This window comes from Microcoleus sp. B13-B6 (assembly GCF_036705405.1).
In the GTDB taxonomy this organism is placed as follows: Bacteria; Cyanobacteriota; Cyanobacteriia; order Cyanobacteriales; family Microcoleaceae; genus Microcoleus.
Map to the genome: position 1 here is coordinate 37900 of NZ_JAUBUJ010000035.1, position 14808 is coordinate 52707.

At 46.8% G+C, this 14808-nt stretch carries 14 protein-coding genes and 1 pseudogene; 8 read left to right on the forward strand and 7 right to left on the reverse strand.

Annotated features, from left to right (window positions below):
* Positions 1-306: pseudogene (locus QUB35_RS17430) on the reverse strand (metal ABC transporter substrate-binding protein); the annotation flags it as partial.
* A gap of 102 nt (positions 307-408) precedes the next feature.
* On the opposite strand from QUB35_RS17430, the gene QUB35_RS17435 reads away from it, so the two are divergent.
* The 3 genes from QUB35_RS17435 to QUB35_RS17445 all read left to right on the forward strand — a co-directional run bounded on the left by QUB35_RS17435 (position 409) and on the right by QUB35_RS17445 (position 3629).
* Entirely contained in the window at positions 409-1218 is an 810-nt protein-coding gene (locus QUB35_RS17435) for a metal ABC transporter ATP-binding protein (protein ID WP_333143051.1), read from the forward strand.
* Between the two features lie 468 nt (positions 1219-1686).
* Positions 1687-2583 (forward strand): metal ABC transporter permease, encoded by an 897-nt coding sequence (locus QUB35_RS17440; RefSeq protein WP_333143052.1) that lies wholly within the window; start codon positions 1687-1689, stop codon positions 2581-2583.
* Between the two features lie 587 nt (positions 2584-3170).
* Positions 3171-3629 (forward strand): peroxiredoxin, encoded by a 459-nt coding sequence (locus QUB35_RS17445; RefSeq protein WP_333143053.1) that lies wholly within the window; start codon positions 3171-3173, stop codon positions 3627-3629.
* A 306-nt stretch (positions 3630-3935) separates the two neighbouring features.
* Here QUB35_RS17445 and QUB35_RS17450 read toward each other — a convergent pair whose 3' ends face one another.
* Together QUB35_RS17450 and hpf are read right to left on the reverse strand one after the other, a co-directional pair.
* Positions 3936-4574, reverse strand: a complete 639-nt coding sequence (locus QUB35_RS17450; RefSeq protein ID WP_333143054.1) for a Uma2 family endonuclease — start codon at positions 4572-4574, stop codon at positions 3936-3938.
* Between the two features lie 342 nt (positions 4575-4916).
* Positions 4917-5570, reverse strand: coding sequence for a ribosome hibernation-promoting factor, HPF/YfiA family (gene hpf / locus QUB35_RS17455; RefSeq protein ID WP_333143055.1), 654 nt, complete (start codon positions 5568-5570; stop codon positions 4917-4919).
* A gap of 152 nt (positions 5571-5722) precedes the next feature.
* Between hpf and lipB the strand changes: the two genes are divergently transcribed.
* Positions 5723-6406, forward strand: coding sequence for a lipoyl(octanoyl) transferase LipB (gene lipB, locus QUB35_RS17460; protein WP_333143056.1), 684 nt, complete (start codon positions 5723-5725; stop codon positions 6404-6406).
* Between the two features lie 63 nt (positions 6407-6469).
* Here the strand turns inward: lipB and QUB35_RS17465 are convergent, their stop codons facing one another.
* A complete protein-coding gene (locus QUB35_RS17465; RefSeq protein ID WP_333143057.1) occupies positions 6470-6694 on the reverse strand; it encodes a helix-turn-helix domain-containing protein in 225 nt (74 codons plus the stop codon).
* Positions 6695-7311: 617 nt separating this feature from the next.
* Here QUB35_RS17465 and QUB35_RS17470 point away from each other — a divergent pair.
* Together QUB35_RS17470 and QUB35_RS17475 are read left to right on the forward strand one after the other, a co-directional pair.
* Complete coding sequence (locus QUB35_RS17470; protein ID WP_333107431.1) at positions 7312-7545, forward strand: hypothetical protein; 234 nt, start codon at positions 7312-7314, stop codon at positions 7543-7545.
* Positions 7546-8033: 488 nt separating this feature from the next.
* Positions 8034-8381 (forward strand): hypothetical protein, encoded by a 348-nt coding sequence (locus QUB35_RS17475; RefSeq protein WP_333143058.1) that lies wholly within the window; start codon positions 8034-8036, stop codon positions 8379-8381.
* A 176-nt stretch (positions 8382-8557) separates the two neighbouring features.
* Here QUB35_RS17475 and QUB35_RS17480 read toward each other — a convergent pair whose 3' ends face one another.
* The 3 genes from QUB35_RS17480 to QUB35_RS17490 form a co-directional block, all read right to left on the reverse strand.
* Positions 8558-9115: a single-stranded DNA-binding protein gene (locus tag QUB35_RS17480; protein ID WP_333143059.1), complete on the reverse strand. Its 558-nt coding sequence runs from the start codon at positions 9113-9115 to the stop codon at positions 8558-8560.
* Between the two features lie 46 nt (positions 9116-9161).
* The gene (locus QUB35_RS17485; RefSeq protein WP_333143060.1) at positions 9162-10196 is read right to left on the reverse strand and encodes an RRXRR domain-containing protein; all 1035 of its coding nucleotides are present in this window, start codon (positions 10194-10196) and stop codon (positions 9162-9164) included.
* Between the two features lie 435 nt (positions 10197-10631).
* Entirely contained in the window at positions 10632-13175 is a 2544-nt protein-coding gene (locus QUB35_RS17490; protein ID WP_333143061.1) for a mannose-1-phosphate guanyltransferase, read from the reverse strand.
* Positions 13176-13753: 578 nt separating this feature from the next.
* Here QUB35_RS17490 and QUB35_RS17495 point away from each other — a divergent pair.
* Together QUB35_RS17495 and QUB35_RS17500 are read left to right on the forward strand one after the other, a co-directional pair.
* On the forward strand, positions 13754-13951 hold the full coding sequence (locus QUB35_RS17495) for a hypothetical protein (RefSeq protein WP_333143062.1): 198 nt from the start codon (positions 13754-13756) through the stop codon (positions 13949-13951).
* 7 nt (positions 13952-13958) lie between these two features.
* Positions 13959-14696, forward strand: coding sequence for a class I SAM-dependent methyltransferase (locus QUB35_RS17500; RefSeq protein WP_333143063.1), 738 nt, complete (start codon positions 13959-13961; stop codon positions 14694-14696).
* Positions 14697-14808 lie beyond the last annotated feature (112 nt).

Sequence of the window (14808 nt, forward strand, 5' to 3'; positions counted from 1 at the left end):
GGCATCTTGCCCGTTCTGGGCGGGCAGGATGCCCACCCCACAAGAAAACTCACTCTTTGTGGAACAGGCATCTTGCCCGTTCTGGGCGGGCAGGATGCCCACCCCACAAGAAAACTCACTCTTTGTGGAACAGGCATCTTGCCCGTTCTGGGCGGGCAGGATGCCCACCCCACAAGAAAACTCACTCTTTGTGGAACGGGCATCTTGCCCGTTCTTGAGAAGGGTGGAAGATATCAGTTTTAACCGACTTGAGATTTTCGCCACAAAACCTATGGTTTGAGGGGTTTCGAGCTTGCACTGTCGCATTATCTACCTCTCCTGCGTTCCAGATTATTCCTATTTACCGATGATTTCATATTCTTTTCATTTTTACAGTAAACTTAATAAAAAGGAGATAGACTCACCACCATGAATACCGCCGCCTTCCCCAACGAGAATCCTTGGTCTAAAATGGTTTGCCACCTCAAAGACAGCGCTACGGACACTGAAATTATCGCTGTTAAGCACTTAGCAGTAAACTACCGCACGGTAGAGGCACTCAGAGATATCAATCTTTCCGTCAAACCGGGAAGGCTGACGGGTATTATTGGCCCCAACGGTGCCGGCAAAAGCACCCTGATTAAAGCAATGTTGGGCTTAATTCCCGCCGATCGCGGCACTGTTACCTGGGGCGAAGAAGCGATCGCCGATCGACTCGAAACAGTAGCCTACGTGCCCCAGCGATCGCAAATTGACTGGAACTATCCCGCCACCGTTTGGGATGTCGTGATGATGGGAAGAGTCAGAAAAGCCGGATGGTTTCGCCGCTTCTCCGCAGCTAGCCGCCGCACTGCCGCCGATGCCTTAGAAAGAGTAGGCATGAGTGCTTACAAAGACAGACCGATCGGGCAACTTTCCGGCGGACAGCAACAGCGAGTATTTCTAGCTAGAGCTTTAGCCCAAGAAGCCGCTATTTTCTGCTTTGACGAGCCGTTCGTCGGCGTTGACCAAAAAACTCAAAATATCATTTTCGACATCTTCCACCAGCTAGCAAATGCCGGGAAAATTGTCTTAGTAGTCAACCACGACTTAGGCGAATCAATCACGAATTTTGACGATTTAATTTTGCTAAATACAGAATTGATTGCCGCTGGTTCCCGCCAAGAAGTGCTAACAAAAGAAAACCTTTACCGCGCCTACGGCGGACAAGTAATGTTCTTTGCCGGACAAGCAGCTTAATTAGCCAGCAGTCAATCGATTTTAGATTTTAGATTTTAGATTTTAGATTGACCCCGCGGATAAATGCGGGGGCTTGAGGATTTTCGATTTTCGATTTGGGATTCCACGGATAAATCACGTGGCGGGTACCATCAAGAAATTCTTGGTCATTAATCTAGGAGTTACACTCTTGAACGCGGTTTTTTTGATAATCTTGAATTGGGCAACGATAAATCTCATATCCAACTCACATCTTGCACTATTCTCGCTTAACAGGCTTTCCGGCCTGTTCCACAAAGAGTGAATTTTCTTGTGGAACAGGCCTCAAGAACAGGCCGAAAAGCCTGTTCCACAAAGAGTGAATTTTCTTTCTTGTGGAACAGGCATCTTGCCTGTTCCTAAAAAGCTTATTGAGAATGGTGCAACATCTCAGATCAAACCGGTTTAGTTTGGTTGTTAGTCATTAGTTAGGTGTGATTTTATAATTTTATGCTACAAACCTTAATTGAGCCGTTGCAGTACGGATTCATGCAGCGATCGCTCCTAATTGCCATTCTCGTCGGCATCGTCTGCGCGATCGTCGGCAGCTACCTAATGGTACAGCGGCTGGCCTTGCTCGGAGACGCCATCAGCCACTCGGTTTTGCCCGGATTGGCGATCGCATTTATCCTCGGAGGAAATATCTTTATCGGCGCGTTCATTGCCGGAGTTTTGAGTACAGTAATCATAGCTTGGATCAAAGCTCGATCGACAATCAAAGAAGACGCCGCAATGGGCATCGTATTTTCGGCATTCTTCGCCCTCGGCATCACCCTAATTACGATCGTCCAAAAAGACAACAAAATCGACCTCAACCACTTTCTGTTCGGCAACATCCTCGGCGTTACCCCCCAAGATGCGATCGACACAGCCGTCATAGTAGCCGTAGTCTTATTAGTTGTAGTATTCTTTTACAAAGAACTGCTATTTTACACATTCGATCCATTAGGAGCGCAAGCAACAGGTTTGCCAGTAAACCTGCTCAACTTCGGACTGATGGTACTCATCGCCCTGACAATAGTTGCCAGCCTCAAAGCCGTTGGCGTAGTGCTAGTTTTGTCCCTATTAATTACACCCGCAAGTACCGCCTATCTCCTAGTCACTCGCCTGCACCAAGTAATGATTTTAGGGGCAATAATCGGAGTTATTTCCAGCATTAGCGGAATGTATCTCAGCTACTTCTATAACTTGCCATCCGGGCCCGCAATAGTTTTAGTTGCATCGGGGTTATTTGTGCTATCATTGCTCTTCAGTCCCACTCAAGGAATCCTCACCCAGCCCCGCACACACTCCGGCCAAATTCCTCCAATCTGGCGGGAATTGAAAAATTTAACCAAAGGCCGATAACAATTAACTTTGTAGTAACTCACATCTTGCACAATTCTCAAGAACAGGCTTTTCGGCCTGTTCCACAAAGAGTGAATTTTCTTGTGGAACAGGCCCTTAACAGGCTTTTCGGCCTGTTCCACAAAGAGTGAATTTTCTTGTGGAACAGGTCCTTAATAGGCAAGATGCCTGTTCCACAAAGAGTGAATTTTCTTGTAGAACAGGCCCTTAACAGGCTTTTCGGCCTGTTCCACAAAGAGTGAATTTTCTTGTGGAACAGGCATCTTGCCTGTTCATAAAAAGCTTATTGAGAATGGTGCAGCATCTCAGTAGTAACGCTTCAGCGCCGCCCATCCCATTGTTAATAAGAATCTGCGTTAATCCCCGTGGAGGTGCGGTTCAAAAAAGCCTCTTCAATTAATCCGCGTAACTGCGAATCGTCGGCTGCATCGAGATTTGGTAAAAAAGGTTTTTTTGAGGATTGCGACAAAGCAAAAATGGGAGGCGGCCGAATCGGGCGATCGCAACTGCGAACTATTGGTCACAAAAAACTGTACAATAACAAAAGTTAAATTTTCCCGCAAACAGCTCTACTAAGTTAAAAAAACATGACCGTCAAAGTAGGAGACACCGCACCCGATTTTACCTTACCATCTCAAACTGGCACATCAGTCAGCCTCAAAGATTTTAAAGGTAAAAAAAACGTCATAGTCTACTTTTACCCCAAAGACGACACACCCGGATGCACGACTCAAGCTTGCGCTTTTCGAGATAGCTACGAAGTCTTCAAAGACACAGGTGCAGAAGTCATAGGAATTAGCGAAGATTCGCAACAATCGCACCAGCAATTTTCTGCAAAATATCAGCTACCCTTTACACTTCTGAGCGATACTGGCAACAAAGTGCGGCAATTATACGGAGTTCCAGCTACCCTGTGGATTATGCCCGGTAGAGTAACTTATGTCATTGACAAAGAAGGCGTTGTCAAGCATATTTTTGACTCCATGTTAGACTTCAAAGCACACGTTGCCGAAGCACTCAAAACTTTAGAAACCATCAAAATTTAGATGGATTTGCTTAAATATATTGTTGGTAGTGAGGACGAAAGTAATCAGGGCTGTTTCGGGGCAACCACGGGGGGATTGCCCCTACGGAAAACCAGGATTTTGTAGGGGCGGTGCCCCCGTGCCCGCCCCCAGCCACAGATGATTTCAGGGGAATTTCAGGCATCGGGGCAACCACGGGGGGTTTGCCCCTACAAGAAAATGAAACCGCCCTGCGAAAGTCCTCATGCCTCCTTGTCTAAAAAACAAGAAAAAACTAAATTCGTGACTGCGAACTAACTGTTTGTAGTGAGGAAGAAAGTTCTGAGACTAGAGATTTTCCCGTACCCAATTTTTAAAAGCTTGAATAGCGCTGGTTCTGCCAGCAACTTGACTCTGCTGAGTGTACTGATTCACCAGTTCGACAATGGGGATATTGGGGAAAGTAGGACTAACATCAGACTCAATATATTGTTCGGCTTGCAAGACGTTGATTTGTAGCCCTCGCCGTGCGTATCGCCAAAGTTCCGGCACTCCTAGAATTTGATAATTATCCAACTGCGTGCGAGAGGTAAGATCAATTTCTATAGCTAAGTCTGGGGGCGGATCAACACTCATATCGAGGCGATTTTTACCTATAACGGCTGCTTGATTTTGAATGTAAAAACAGGTATCCGGTTCGACAGCCTGACTCATGCGTTCATTTTTCAACGTTGTGGAACCTAACGACTCAAATGCTATTTGTCGTGTTTCCAACAAAATTTTTACCATGTCGCCAATAATTTCCTTGGCTTTTTCATGTTCGGGCAGAGGAACCATAATTTCTAACCGTCCGTTACTATAGGAAAGTCGGGAAGCACGACGTTCTCCCAATTCCGCCAAAATACTTTCAAATTGTTGCCAGTTAACATCCTCAACCAGTAATTGCTGACCCGGCTGAATCTTTAATTGTCTTAACTCCAATAGCATAATTGTTCATCCGTTTTCTCTAGGAAATATCAGCAACGTCCTTATACCAATTTAATGTGAAGTTGCACATATCTCGATCCCCCTAAATCCCCCTGCTTGTTGGGGAGTAGGGGTTGACTTTGATCGGAATCTTGTCCCACCCCCTACTCCCCTTATTAAGGGGGGCTAGGGGGGATCGGATTCTACGGGGCCTCATAAAAAATTGGTATTACTACGAACCATTATCTTAAAAAACCAAGAAAGGACTAAAGTCCTCACTACGAACTTCATGTTCGTAGTAAGGACTTTAGTCCTTTTTTGCTAACGGCTTGCAGCCATTAACAATTAGCACTCAGCAATTATCTAGCTTTTTGCAACACTCGATTTTTCAGATGTAGCGCTTTCGGCAGTTTTGCCATTTTTGCTATTACCGTTACCGTTGCTGTGCCGGGGTTGGATAACTCCATAGCCACCGTGAGTCTTGCGTTCGTAGAGTACGTTAATTTCGTCTGTTTCCGCATTACGGAACATATAGAAATCGTGATCGATAATCTGCAATTGTTCCAAAGCTTGTTGCACAGTCATTGGAGGCATGGCAAAATACTTAGTCCGTACCACCTCAGCAGGAAGTTCGGGAGTTCGATCGCCAATTAGATCCGCTACTACAGGATGTTCTTCAACTGCCGTAACCGTTTTAACACTACTGTGGGTCTTGTTGTCGTGGCGTTTTTCCTTAAATTTCCGCAGTTGACGAGCTATCTTGTCGGCAACCAAATCGATGCTGGCATACAGGCTTTCCGTGCTTTCTTCAGCCCGAATAACGCTGCCGTTAGCATAAATTGTCACCTCAGCAGTCTGCTTAGGATTGATCCTGGGGTTACGAGCCACCGATAGATGTATGTCCACTTCTGTAGTCAAATTTTGAAAATGGCTAACTGCCTTTTCAACCTTTTGATTGACGTACTCGCGAATCGCATCGGTGATTTCTATATTTTTACCCTGGATAACAAGCTTCATAGAGCTCCCTCCCTTCTGTAACTTCGGTATATTTTATACAGTAGCACTATGTATTCTCGAAAACACTTATCTTCCAAATCTTTTATTATATGTTGACAATTCTTGATTTAAACTGCGCCAATATTCCGTAATAACACTATTGACTTTTTTGCATGATTTCTCCTCTCATCCCTCAACAGTTAAATGCACAACCCTGCTTGCTCCTCGATTGGGGACAAGTTCCCTACTCCCAAGCTTGGGAAATCCAGCAAAAACTTGTGCAAGAACGCCGCGACAAGCCAGATTTGCCAGATGTCCTGATTTTGCTGGAACACCCGCCGGTTTACACTTTGGGAATGGGAGCAAAGTTGGAATTTCTGAAATTTGACCCAAGCCAAACTGGGGCGGAACTGCACCGAGTTGAGCGGGGCGGCGAGGTGACTTACCACTGTCCGGGCCAATTGGTGGGCTATCCGATTTTAAATTTGCGCCGTCACCAGCCTGATTTGCACTGGTATTTGCGACAGTTGGAGGAAGTGCTGCTGGGGGTGCTGGAAGTTTTGGGGTTGAAGGGTTCGCGGGTTCCCGGTATGACTGGCGTTTGGGTGGATGGGTGCAAGGTAGGGGCGATCGGCATTAAAGTCAGCCGCTGGATTACGATGCACGGTTTTGCTTTAAATGTTTGTCCGGATCTGGCCGGTTTTGGGCAAATTGTACCTTGCGGGATTCCCGATCGACCTGTTGGCAGTTTAGAGCAGTTTATCCCCGGAATTGAGGTCGATCGAGTGCGATCGATCCTTGTCGCTGAGTTTGCTCGCGTTTTTGCGCTGGAAATAGTGCGATTCCCTACGGGATAGCTTCGCTTCACGAATGTGTAGTGTGCGTCGCTGTCAACCCTACTCCTAACCGCAGTCGGTTTTTTAAGTGCGATCGGAGTTTTCCTCCTCATACACCATTAAATCGCCCGGTTGGCAGTTTAGTGCTTTGCACAGAGCATTGAGAGTGGATTCGTCAATTCTCGTGAGGCGACGGCGGGTTTTGAGTCTCGAAAACGAAGTTGGGTGCATCCCCACCAAAGCAGCCAACTCTTTGTTGCTGATATTACGCTCGGCCATTACAACTGCCAATTTCCAACGGATGACCACTGTTGATGCTCAATTAATAGCCTGGAGTTTGCAAGCTGATGTTACCATCCCGCAACCTTCACTATCCTTTATTTAACCGCTACGGTAAATTATTTGAGGTTGGCAGTTGACTAAGTTCAGAAAATGAACTATGCTGAGGATGTACAAACGGAAAAGCGATCGCCCCTGGGCCTGGAAAACTTAAGGGCGATCGCTATCCGACTATTTTGTAGTTAAAACTCGTCACCAACCCCAGCCTAAAGGCATGGGGCAAAGAAGAGAAAGGCTCACCACCTTTTAAATCTGAGACTAAAACAGTGTCTAGCTTGCGGGTCAAGAACCCAAACTGAACTATCTGGTGGTGGTACACCGAACGACGTTACTGGATGCTTCCCTAGTCTGTAACAAGAACGAATAGTCAGTAGCGAAGGGATATATACACACGGGCTTACCGCCACTTGCTATGCGTACAGGACAAAGAGTGTCAGCCGGCAATTGTCCCGACGAAAGTACAGCACAAAAGTACACGGCATTTAGTAGTTCCAAGGCGGTAGCAAGCTTAACGGGGGACTAATCCTCCCCCCCCCATTCAATTGTAAAGCCGTCCTAAAAGGACGGGGTTTCTACCCATTTTTCTGATGATATCACAGCCCAAGTCAGTTCCCGAACTCCTGCGCGAAGAAATTCCCGACGCACCCATCGGAAAGCAACCGATCCGATTGTTGATTTGCGGGATTCCCAAAGGAGTCGAAAGCCTCATCAATCTGCTGCACGTTTTGGGTTTTGCAGAAGTTGGTGAATGGAGCCCGCCTTTACCGTCCCCGATCGCAGGCGAAGTAATGCGGATTTTAACCCGTTACTGGAAAGAATAATCTTTAAGGGCGATCGCCCTTTATTGACTGAAGTGCGATCGCTCTTAAATCATCAAAAACATCTGGCTTAATTCTCCACCCAATCGCTTAAAAACTCAACAGTAAGGATGCTAAATATCGAATCGAATTAACGCTGCGGTGTTTGCGAGACTTGGGGGTATTAGAGAGAGCATTTTAACGGTCTGTACTTAGGATCGCGAATTAAATAACTTACAATTTTAATTGTTATTGTGGGATGGGCGTCCCGCCCATCCTTTTTGGACGGGCGGGACGCCCATCCCACTTTCAAGAGTGGAAGTTATTTAATTCTCATTCCTTACTGATTCAAGAATTGACAGGATTGGTGGTATAATTCTGCATCGCCTGCTTCTCTAACCTTAGAGAGAAGCAAGACCGATGCAGAAATACCTCCTAAGAGTTTTGCGATCGCCCCTAGCGTCAGGTAAGCTTCTTGTTAATTATTGCGCTTTGCTCAGGAGAAAAAATTTATGCCAGATATGTCCGGTCAAGACCCCTCGGAAATTAAAATGGCGACGGTTGATGAAGAAGAAAAAGGCGCAACGTTTAGCGGTACGGTCATCCTTGCTATCGATGTCGATGGTCCTGGGGAAGTCCTTTTCTTCAGAGACTTTTTGATTGAAGATTATAAAGGCGAACTTAGCGCTTATCTGGCAACAGATGGCAATATAACGAAAAGCATAGATTTAGGCGAAGTTAAGCATAAGAGCAGCAGCTTTAAGCTGCCAATTCCGGTGGGGACGGATACATCACCCTACAATACCGTCGTGCTGCGCGACGAAAAAAGCAAGAAAAAAGTTGTGACGATCGAGCTGTAAAATTTGCAATGAGAGCTCGTAGTTGGGCCAAGTTTGTTAGCGCAGCCCTCGAAGAGGAGCGCCCTTTTTTTCCTGAAGTACGCGCGTGCGAAGCTATCCCGTAGGGAATCGCTCTTAAATTAAGGTGCCTCACTTTCGATCGAACAGTCGAGTTGTAAAGTGATGCACCCTAATTTTTAAAATGGAATCGGATCGTAATCGGGATTGTCAGCTTCGTTAGACGAACCCGACTGGCGATCGGACTCAGAATTTGAAGACTGATGCGAGTTCCAATCCGAACTAGACGTGCGGTTAGCGCCGCCTGGAGCGCTGTTAGGACTGCGCTTGTGCGAGCCTAAAGGTACTACATTGCTCGGCACATTAGCCGGGGCGCTGTCGCGAATTTGAGCCGGTTCCGGGGCGGTTCTAGCTGGGGGAGCCGAACTCATGGCATCGGCCCCGACACTGTAAATCCTTTGAGCTGTCAGTTCAGCGCGCTTTTCTTTAATACCATCTCTTTCGATCGTATTCATGCTCAGCCGTCCCTCAATAATCACGCGATCGCCCTCGTGATATTTTTCGTGAATTTCTTGAGCAAAATTTCCCCATCCTATCACTTTCAAATGTTCGGGCGGATCTTCAGGTTTTGGGCCTGGAAACTGCACCAGCATCTCAGCGATTTGAAGTTGATTGTCAGGAGTATAACGGAGTTGCGGTTGTTGAATTATTTCCGCCATCAAAATGCAGCTATTCATCAGAAAAATGGGTGTGAAACCCCGTCCTTCTAGGACGGCTTTACAATTAATTTGCAATGCGCCACGAGTTGTAAGACAAAAACTTACAATCCGCAGACAACGCATTTTGACACAACCGTTTGCCAGTACCTAAGCTGTGCAAACTAATTGTTTTCCGAGTTGGGTCTTTCTTCGTAGGCGACTCTTGCCAGCCACCTACGTAGCAAAACCCATACTTTCGGTGTTTGACGATTGAACCGCGTTTGAATCCCGCACTCAAAGTGCCGCCATACCTCGAACGGATGTGACCCGGAGCGTGTTGCAATCGGTGTAACTGGCGTCTGTGAAACTCAAGAGGAATTACTTCTATCAATGCAGTGTTATCGGGTTTAAAATGCCCCCCAACGCACCAGTTAGCTAGCACCCAAGAATCAACGCAGTGTGCCTCAAATTTGTTTGATAGCTTCTGCTTTGACTTGAGGAGTTCACTCAATTGACGTAATTCATAAGTATCATTGCCCGTCTTAGTTTCAACACGAGCGATTTTCTCAAGCTCTGCATAGAACCATTGCTTGCCTACTCCTAGCGGACTAAACGATACATTCCACTTGCGTGCGTTTTTCCAGGTTCGGGCTTTGATATCTTCTACAACGAAAGTTGATATTGGGAACATCAAAGTCAGCCATTTAGCTATCCTTAATTTCCACTGCCACCTCGCCTTAGTTGATGGAGGCAGTCGATATTTGTTGACCAGTCGGTTGGCTCGGTTTTTGCGGCATGGCGTGTTGCGAAAACGCCTGGCGCGCCGCATATTTCGCCTGATCTCAACATGGTCTTTCACCCAATCAACAGCATGGGTTTGAATGTTGAGATAAGTATGCGCTTTGGATTTAACCGTAAACGCTTCTCGCTTCGATCCGGGATCGATACCAACTGCAATTGGTTGGCGGTGCGTGTTGGATGGTTCTATGTTGAGTCGAACGCAAAACACTCCTTTTTTCCAAAATGGTGTCGCCTTGCCAGACTTAATCCAACGCTTTGCCCTGCTTGGAGTTGTCGGCATTAAGGGTCTGTTTTCGCTATCTAAGACTGGAACAAACATTTACGGTAAGTCCTATTTCTAGGTTTGTATTTCCCTTCGCCACTGGCACATCCGAGCGGTTAAAAACTAGGGAGGTATTCTTAACGTCAGTTGGGATACCACTCCCAGATGGCTCAGTTTGTCTTGAAGACGCAGGCTAGACACTGTTTTAGTCTTGAATTAAGAAGCGGGTGTTGCTCCCTCTTTCAAGCCCCATCCCTTTTAGGGTGGGGTTAGTGACCTGTTATCTGTGCGTAATTGGGAATTGGGCATCGGGCATCGGGAATTGGGCATCGGGAATTGGGAATTGGCCCGCGCAGGGACTTCGGGATTGGGAATTGGGCATGAACTTTCAAGTAAAAAGGTAAAACTTAAAATAACGCATTTTATTTTTTTACTTTTGCATTACCAATTCCCCATTGCCAATGCCCTGTTTGGCCAATGCCCAATTCCCGATTACACGTGACCAAATTTATCTTGGAGAACCGCCGCCTCGGCTTGACTGACAAAATCGTGAACGAGGGCGCGGTACTCCTTCAACGTTTCAGATACCCAATCTCGATCCTCACTGTTGGCGAAGATATGAACGGTTGGTTCACTAGCATCGGGTAAAACTAATACCCAATTGTCGTCGCTGTAGTTAAAAATCTTCACTCCATCTAATAATTCTAAACGATCGGGCGAATGAGTTTCTACTAAATGTCGCATCAGCGAACCCTTGATAGTCCAAGGACAGCGGACGCTGTAACTGCGGTGGGTGATGCGGGGAAGTTCCGCCTTGATCTGTCCGAGCGATCGCTCCTGAATCGTCATCATTTCTATCACTTTAGCAATGCAGAACATTCCGTCAAATCCGGGATGCAACTGCGGGAAAATAAAACCCATAAGGCCACTGCCGCCCAAAACCACATTCGGGTTCCTGTTAGCAGCTTCCATCAAAGCAGTTGGGTTCGCCTTCGTGCGGATTACCTTGCTTTGATAGCGTCGGGCGATCGCCTCCACCGCAGAAGACGCATGCACCGGCACTACTACTGTACCTTTGGGATGAGAAGTCAGCATCAAATTTACCATCAACGCCGTCAGCATTTCCCCACGAATCGCTATCCCAGACTCATCTACCAAAATGAGCTGTTCGCCGTTAGCCGATACCTGCACTCCAAAATTAGCGCTGAGTGCTTTCACCACCCGGCCAAGTTGGTCGAGCAAATATTCCCGTTCCCCGTTGCTTAGAGAAGTCTGCTTGAGACTGGCATTGAGAACCACCGCATCGCAGCCGAACTTGGCGAGCATTTGGGGCAGAATTGCTCCAGAAACCGCGTAAACGTAATCGATTACCACCTTAGAATTGCTGTAGCGTATCGCCTCAACATTCATCTGCCGCTCAAAAATGCGGTTGTAAACATCAAGAGCTTGGTTAAAGTACGTCATCTCTCCAATTTCGGGAATTAGAGCCCGCCGCAAATCTTCCTTAAAATAAGCCCCCTCGATTTTTTTCTCAGCTCCTTTAGTAATATTGATGCCTTTGATATCGAAGAATTCAATTAAAATGTGGTCGGAGCGATCGGGCGAAATGCGAACGTGAATGCCGCCGGCAATGGATATCGTAGACGAAACCGTGCGCGCGATCGGAATTGCCGTCGATTCCAAATTGATCACATTAATTCCCACCGACATCAAACCCGCAATCAAAGACCTCGAAACCATCCGCGAAATGCTCCGCTGGTCACGAGAAACCGATACCGCAGTCCCGGGTTTCAAAGTCGAGCCATAAGCCGCGCCCAATTTTACTGCAAATTCCGGGGTAACATCCACATTTGCCAGTCCTTGAACGCCACGCTGACCGAACAAATTCCGCTTAGCTTGTTCTCCCCAAATTAAATTTTGATTTAACAGAGCGCCGGATTCAATATTTTTGCTCGGCCAGACGCGCACGCTTGGCCCCACTTGTGCTTCTTCTCCCACGATGGACATTGAACCGACGACAGCACCTTCTAGGACGTGAGCGCGCCTGTCTACGCGGGTACTCCGGCAAATCACGCAGGCCCTCAGATGAGCGTCTTCGCCGACAATTGCTCCGTTCCAGACGATGGGACGTTTGAGGTTGGCATCGGCCCCGACTGTCACGTTATCTCCGATCACAGTACCTGCATCGAGTTTAACTCGGGCTCCAATTCGGCAATTGTTGCCGATCATGACCGGTACTTCGACGATCGCGCTATCGTCAATAAAAGTATTCTGACCTACCCAAAGTCCCGATCGAACTTCGTTGTAGTAGCTCAAATCCAGTTTGACCTTTCCCCGCAGCGCGTCGTACTGAGCTTCCCGGTAAACATCTAGCTGGCCGACATCGCACCAGTAACCTTCGGCGATGTAGCCGTACATCGGCTCGTTTTTTTCCAGTAGCAGGGGAAACAAGTCTTTGGAGAAGTCGCACTCCTGATGTGTCGGCAGGTAATCCAAGACTTCGGGTTCTAAAATATAAATGCCGGTATTGATAGTATCGGAGAAAATTTCGCTGCTAGAAGGCTTTTCCAGAAAGCGACTGATGCGGTAATTTTCCTCGGTAATCACGACCCCGAATTCCATCGGGTTGGGAACGCGAGTTAAAATTAACGTGGCTTTGGATTGCTGGCTGCGGTGAAATTTGATCGCTGCCGTTAAGTCGAAGTCTGTGATGCTGTCGCCGCTGATGACCAGAAAAGTGCGATCGAGCAGTTCAGCAATATTTTTGACGCAACCAGCCGTACCCAGCGGTTGGTCTTCCTCCACAGCGTAAGTCATTTGAACGCCAAACTCTGCCCCGTCAGTAAAATATTCGCGCATGACATCGGGAAGGTAGTGCAGCGTCGCAATAATTTCCGTAATCTGATGCCTTTTTAGCAAATTAATAATGTGTTCTGCGATCGGGCGATTCAGAATCGGCACCATCGGTTTGGGCAAATCGCACGTCAGGGGTCTGAGCCTCGTTCCCGACCCCCCAGCCATCAGCACTGCACGCATAAAATCCTCCTTGCTTAGAAAGCTCTCTACCGCTATTGTCCGCTAGAAAAAGTTTGCCTGCTGTAATTCGTCGGCCGCGAGCTATCAGTTCTTAGTTAATTATCTTCGAGTAGTGACACGTCTGTGAAATCCCGTTCGGCCAGGCCGTCCCCCAACAGCAACCGATTTCAACCGAATTAGAACTTGCGGCATCGCACCAATCCCCCGGTCGAGCTCGGATTTGTAGGGGATCTTGGGTGATACCAGTTAAAAAAAAAGAATGCAACTGTAGGCCCGTGCTCTAAACCCTTATCTCATCAGTCATTCCCAATTCTTTAATTCTTAAATTCTTCCATCTAAAATGGTATAAGTCCTCAGAACGATCGACTTTTACCAGAAGTCCCTTCTTGCTTGCTCCGTGAAAGCTATTTCGGGGGTGTTATTTTTAAGTTTGTCGCCAGCGGGGATTTTGAAGTCTCTTTGTGAAGGTGGAATTATTACGGGGATCGGTGCGCTTTGGCGTCTGATAAATGATAGATTAAGGGTAGCGCTTTGACTAGCTGACCCAAAATCCTATCCATTGCTTAGGGGTTTTTTAAATGAGTACGTTAATTAGCTTGGCATTGCTGATCGCTTACGGCGGCGGTATTTGGAAATTTTGGAATGGGTTCAATCGCACTAACTTCGACAGAAGTTTTACAAATCGCCTGAAGCTCTCGCTGCTCTGGCCAGCGTTAATTTTTAATAAGCCTTACCGCCAAAACTTTACAAAAGCTCTCAAAGCTTCTAAAAGGTAATTCAAGAATGTCTAAAAAGTCCGATCGCCCAGTAGCGGGTCAGGAGCAGACTTGGTTTGCTAAAGGAAAATCAGATAGCTGGCAAGTCTTACTGTCGCAAGTCGCTTCTCGATTCGATCGCGAATACCGAGGAGAAGCTTTCGCCTTACCCGAAGAAGTCGAAGCAATGCCGATTTTCCTAGAATCAGTTGCAGGAACTCTCCAAGCAAAAACAGTTTCTCCCTTCTGGAAAATTGCCAAACCTCAAAAAAATCAGCGCTGTTTAGACATTGGCTGCGGAGTCAGCTTTCTCATCTACCCTTGGCGGGATTGGGAAGCATATTTTTACGGTCAAGAAATCAGCAGCGCCGCGCGAGATGCCTTAAACGCTCGCGGCCCTCAGCTCAATTCTAAGCTGTTCAAAGGTGTAGAATGGGCCCCCGCTCACCAATTAAATTACGAGGAGGCTCAGTTCGATTTATGCCTCGCTACAGGCTTTAGCTGTTACTATCCCATAGACTATTGGAGTATTGTCATGGGAGAAGTAAAGCGGGTATTAAAACCGGGCGGTCATTTTGTTTTTGATGTCCTCAACCCCAATGCTCCTTTAGCAGAAGATTGGGCAATTTTGGAAACTTATCGAGCCGGAGAAGTATTTTTAGAGACAATAGAAGATTGGGAAAAAATGATAAAAGCTGCTGGCGCTAAGGTAGTAAAAAAGCAAAGTGGTGACTTATTTCAAATGTATAAAGTTGAATACAATTGAGAGGTTAAGGGGAATAGGTAATAAGCTTTGTAGTCAAAATTTCAATCGTCCAAAGCCGGGTTTGGCAAACGAAAAACAACTTGATTCTTAGTGGAGAAAGTAAGGTGCGTCA

Coding starts and splice junctions, on each gene's coding strand:
- QUB35_RS17435 (WP_333143051.1), top strand. CDS start 409: ATGAATACCGCCGCCTTCCCCAACGAGAATCCTTGGTCTAAAATGGTT.
- QUB35_RS17440 (WP_333143052.1), top strand. CDS start 1,687: ATGCTACAAACCTTAATTGAGCCGTTGCAGTACGGATTCATGCAGCGA.
- QUB35_RS17445 (WP_333143053.1), top strand. CDS start 3,171: ATGACCGTCAAAGTAGGAGACACCGCACCCGATTTTACCTTACCATCT.
- QUB35_RS17450 (WP_333143054.1), bottom strand. CDS start 4,574: ATGCTATTGGAGTTAAGACAATTAAAGATTCAGCCGGGTCAGCAATTA.
- hpf (WP_333143055.1), bottom strand. CDS start 5,570: ATGAAGCTTGTTATCCAGGGTAAAAATATAGAAATCACCGATGCGATT.
- lipB (WP_333143056.1), top strand. CDS start 5,723: ATGATTTCTCCTCTCATCCCTCAACAGTTAAATGCACAACCCTGCTTG.
- QUB35_RS17470 (WP_333107431.1), top strand. CDS start 7,312: ATGATATCACAGCCCAAGTCAGTTCCCGAACTCCTGCGCGAAGAAATT.
- QUB35_RS17475 (WP_333143058.1), top strand. CDS start 8,034: ATGCCAGATATGTCCGGTCAAGACCCCTCGGAAATTAAAATGGCGACG.
- QUB35_RS17480 (WP_333143059.1), bottom strand. CDS start 9,115: ATGAATAGCTGCATTTTGATGGCGGAAATAATTCAACAACCGCAACTC.
- QUB35_RS17485 (WP_333143060.1), bottom strand. CDS start 10,196: ATGTTTGTTCCAGTCTTAGATAGCGAAAACAGACCCTTAATGCCGACA.
- QUB35_RS17490 (WP_333143061.1), bottom strand. CDS start 13,175: ATGCGTGCAGTGCTGATGGCTGGGGGGTCGGGAACGAGGCTCAGACCC.
- QUB35_RS17495 (WP_333143062.1), top strand. CDS start 13,754: ATGAGTACGTTAATTAGCTTGGCATTGCTGATCGCTTACGGCGGCGGT.
- QUB35_RS17500 (WP_333143063.1), top strand. CDS start 13,959: ATGTCTAAAAAGTCCGATCGCCCAGTAGCGGGTCAGGAGCAGACTTGG.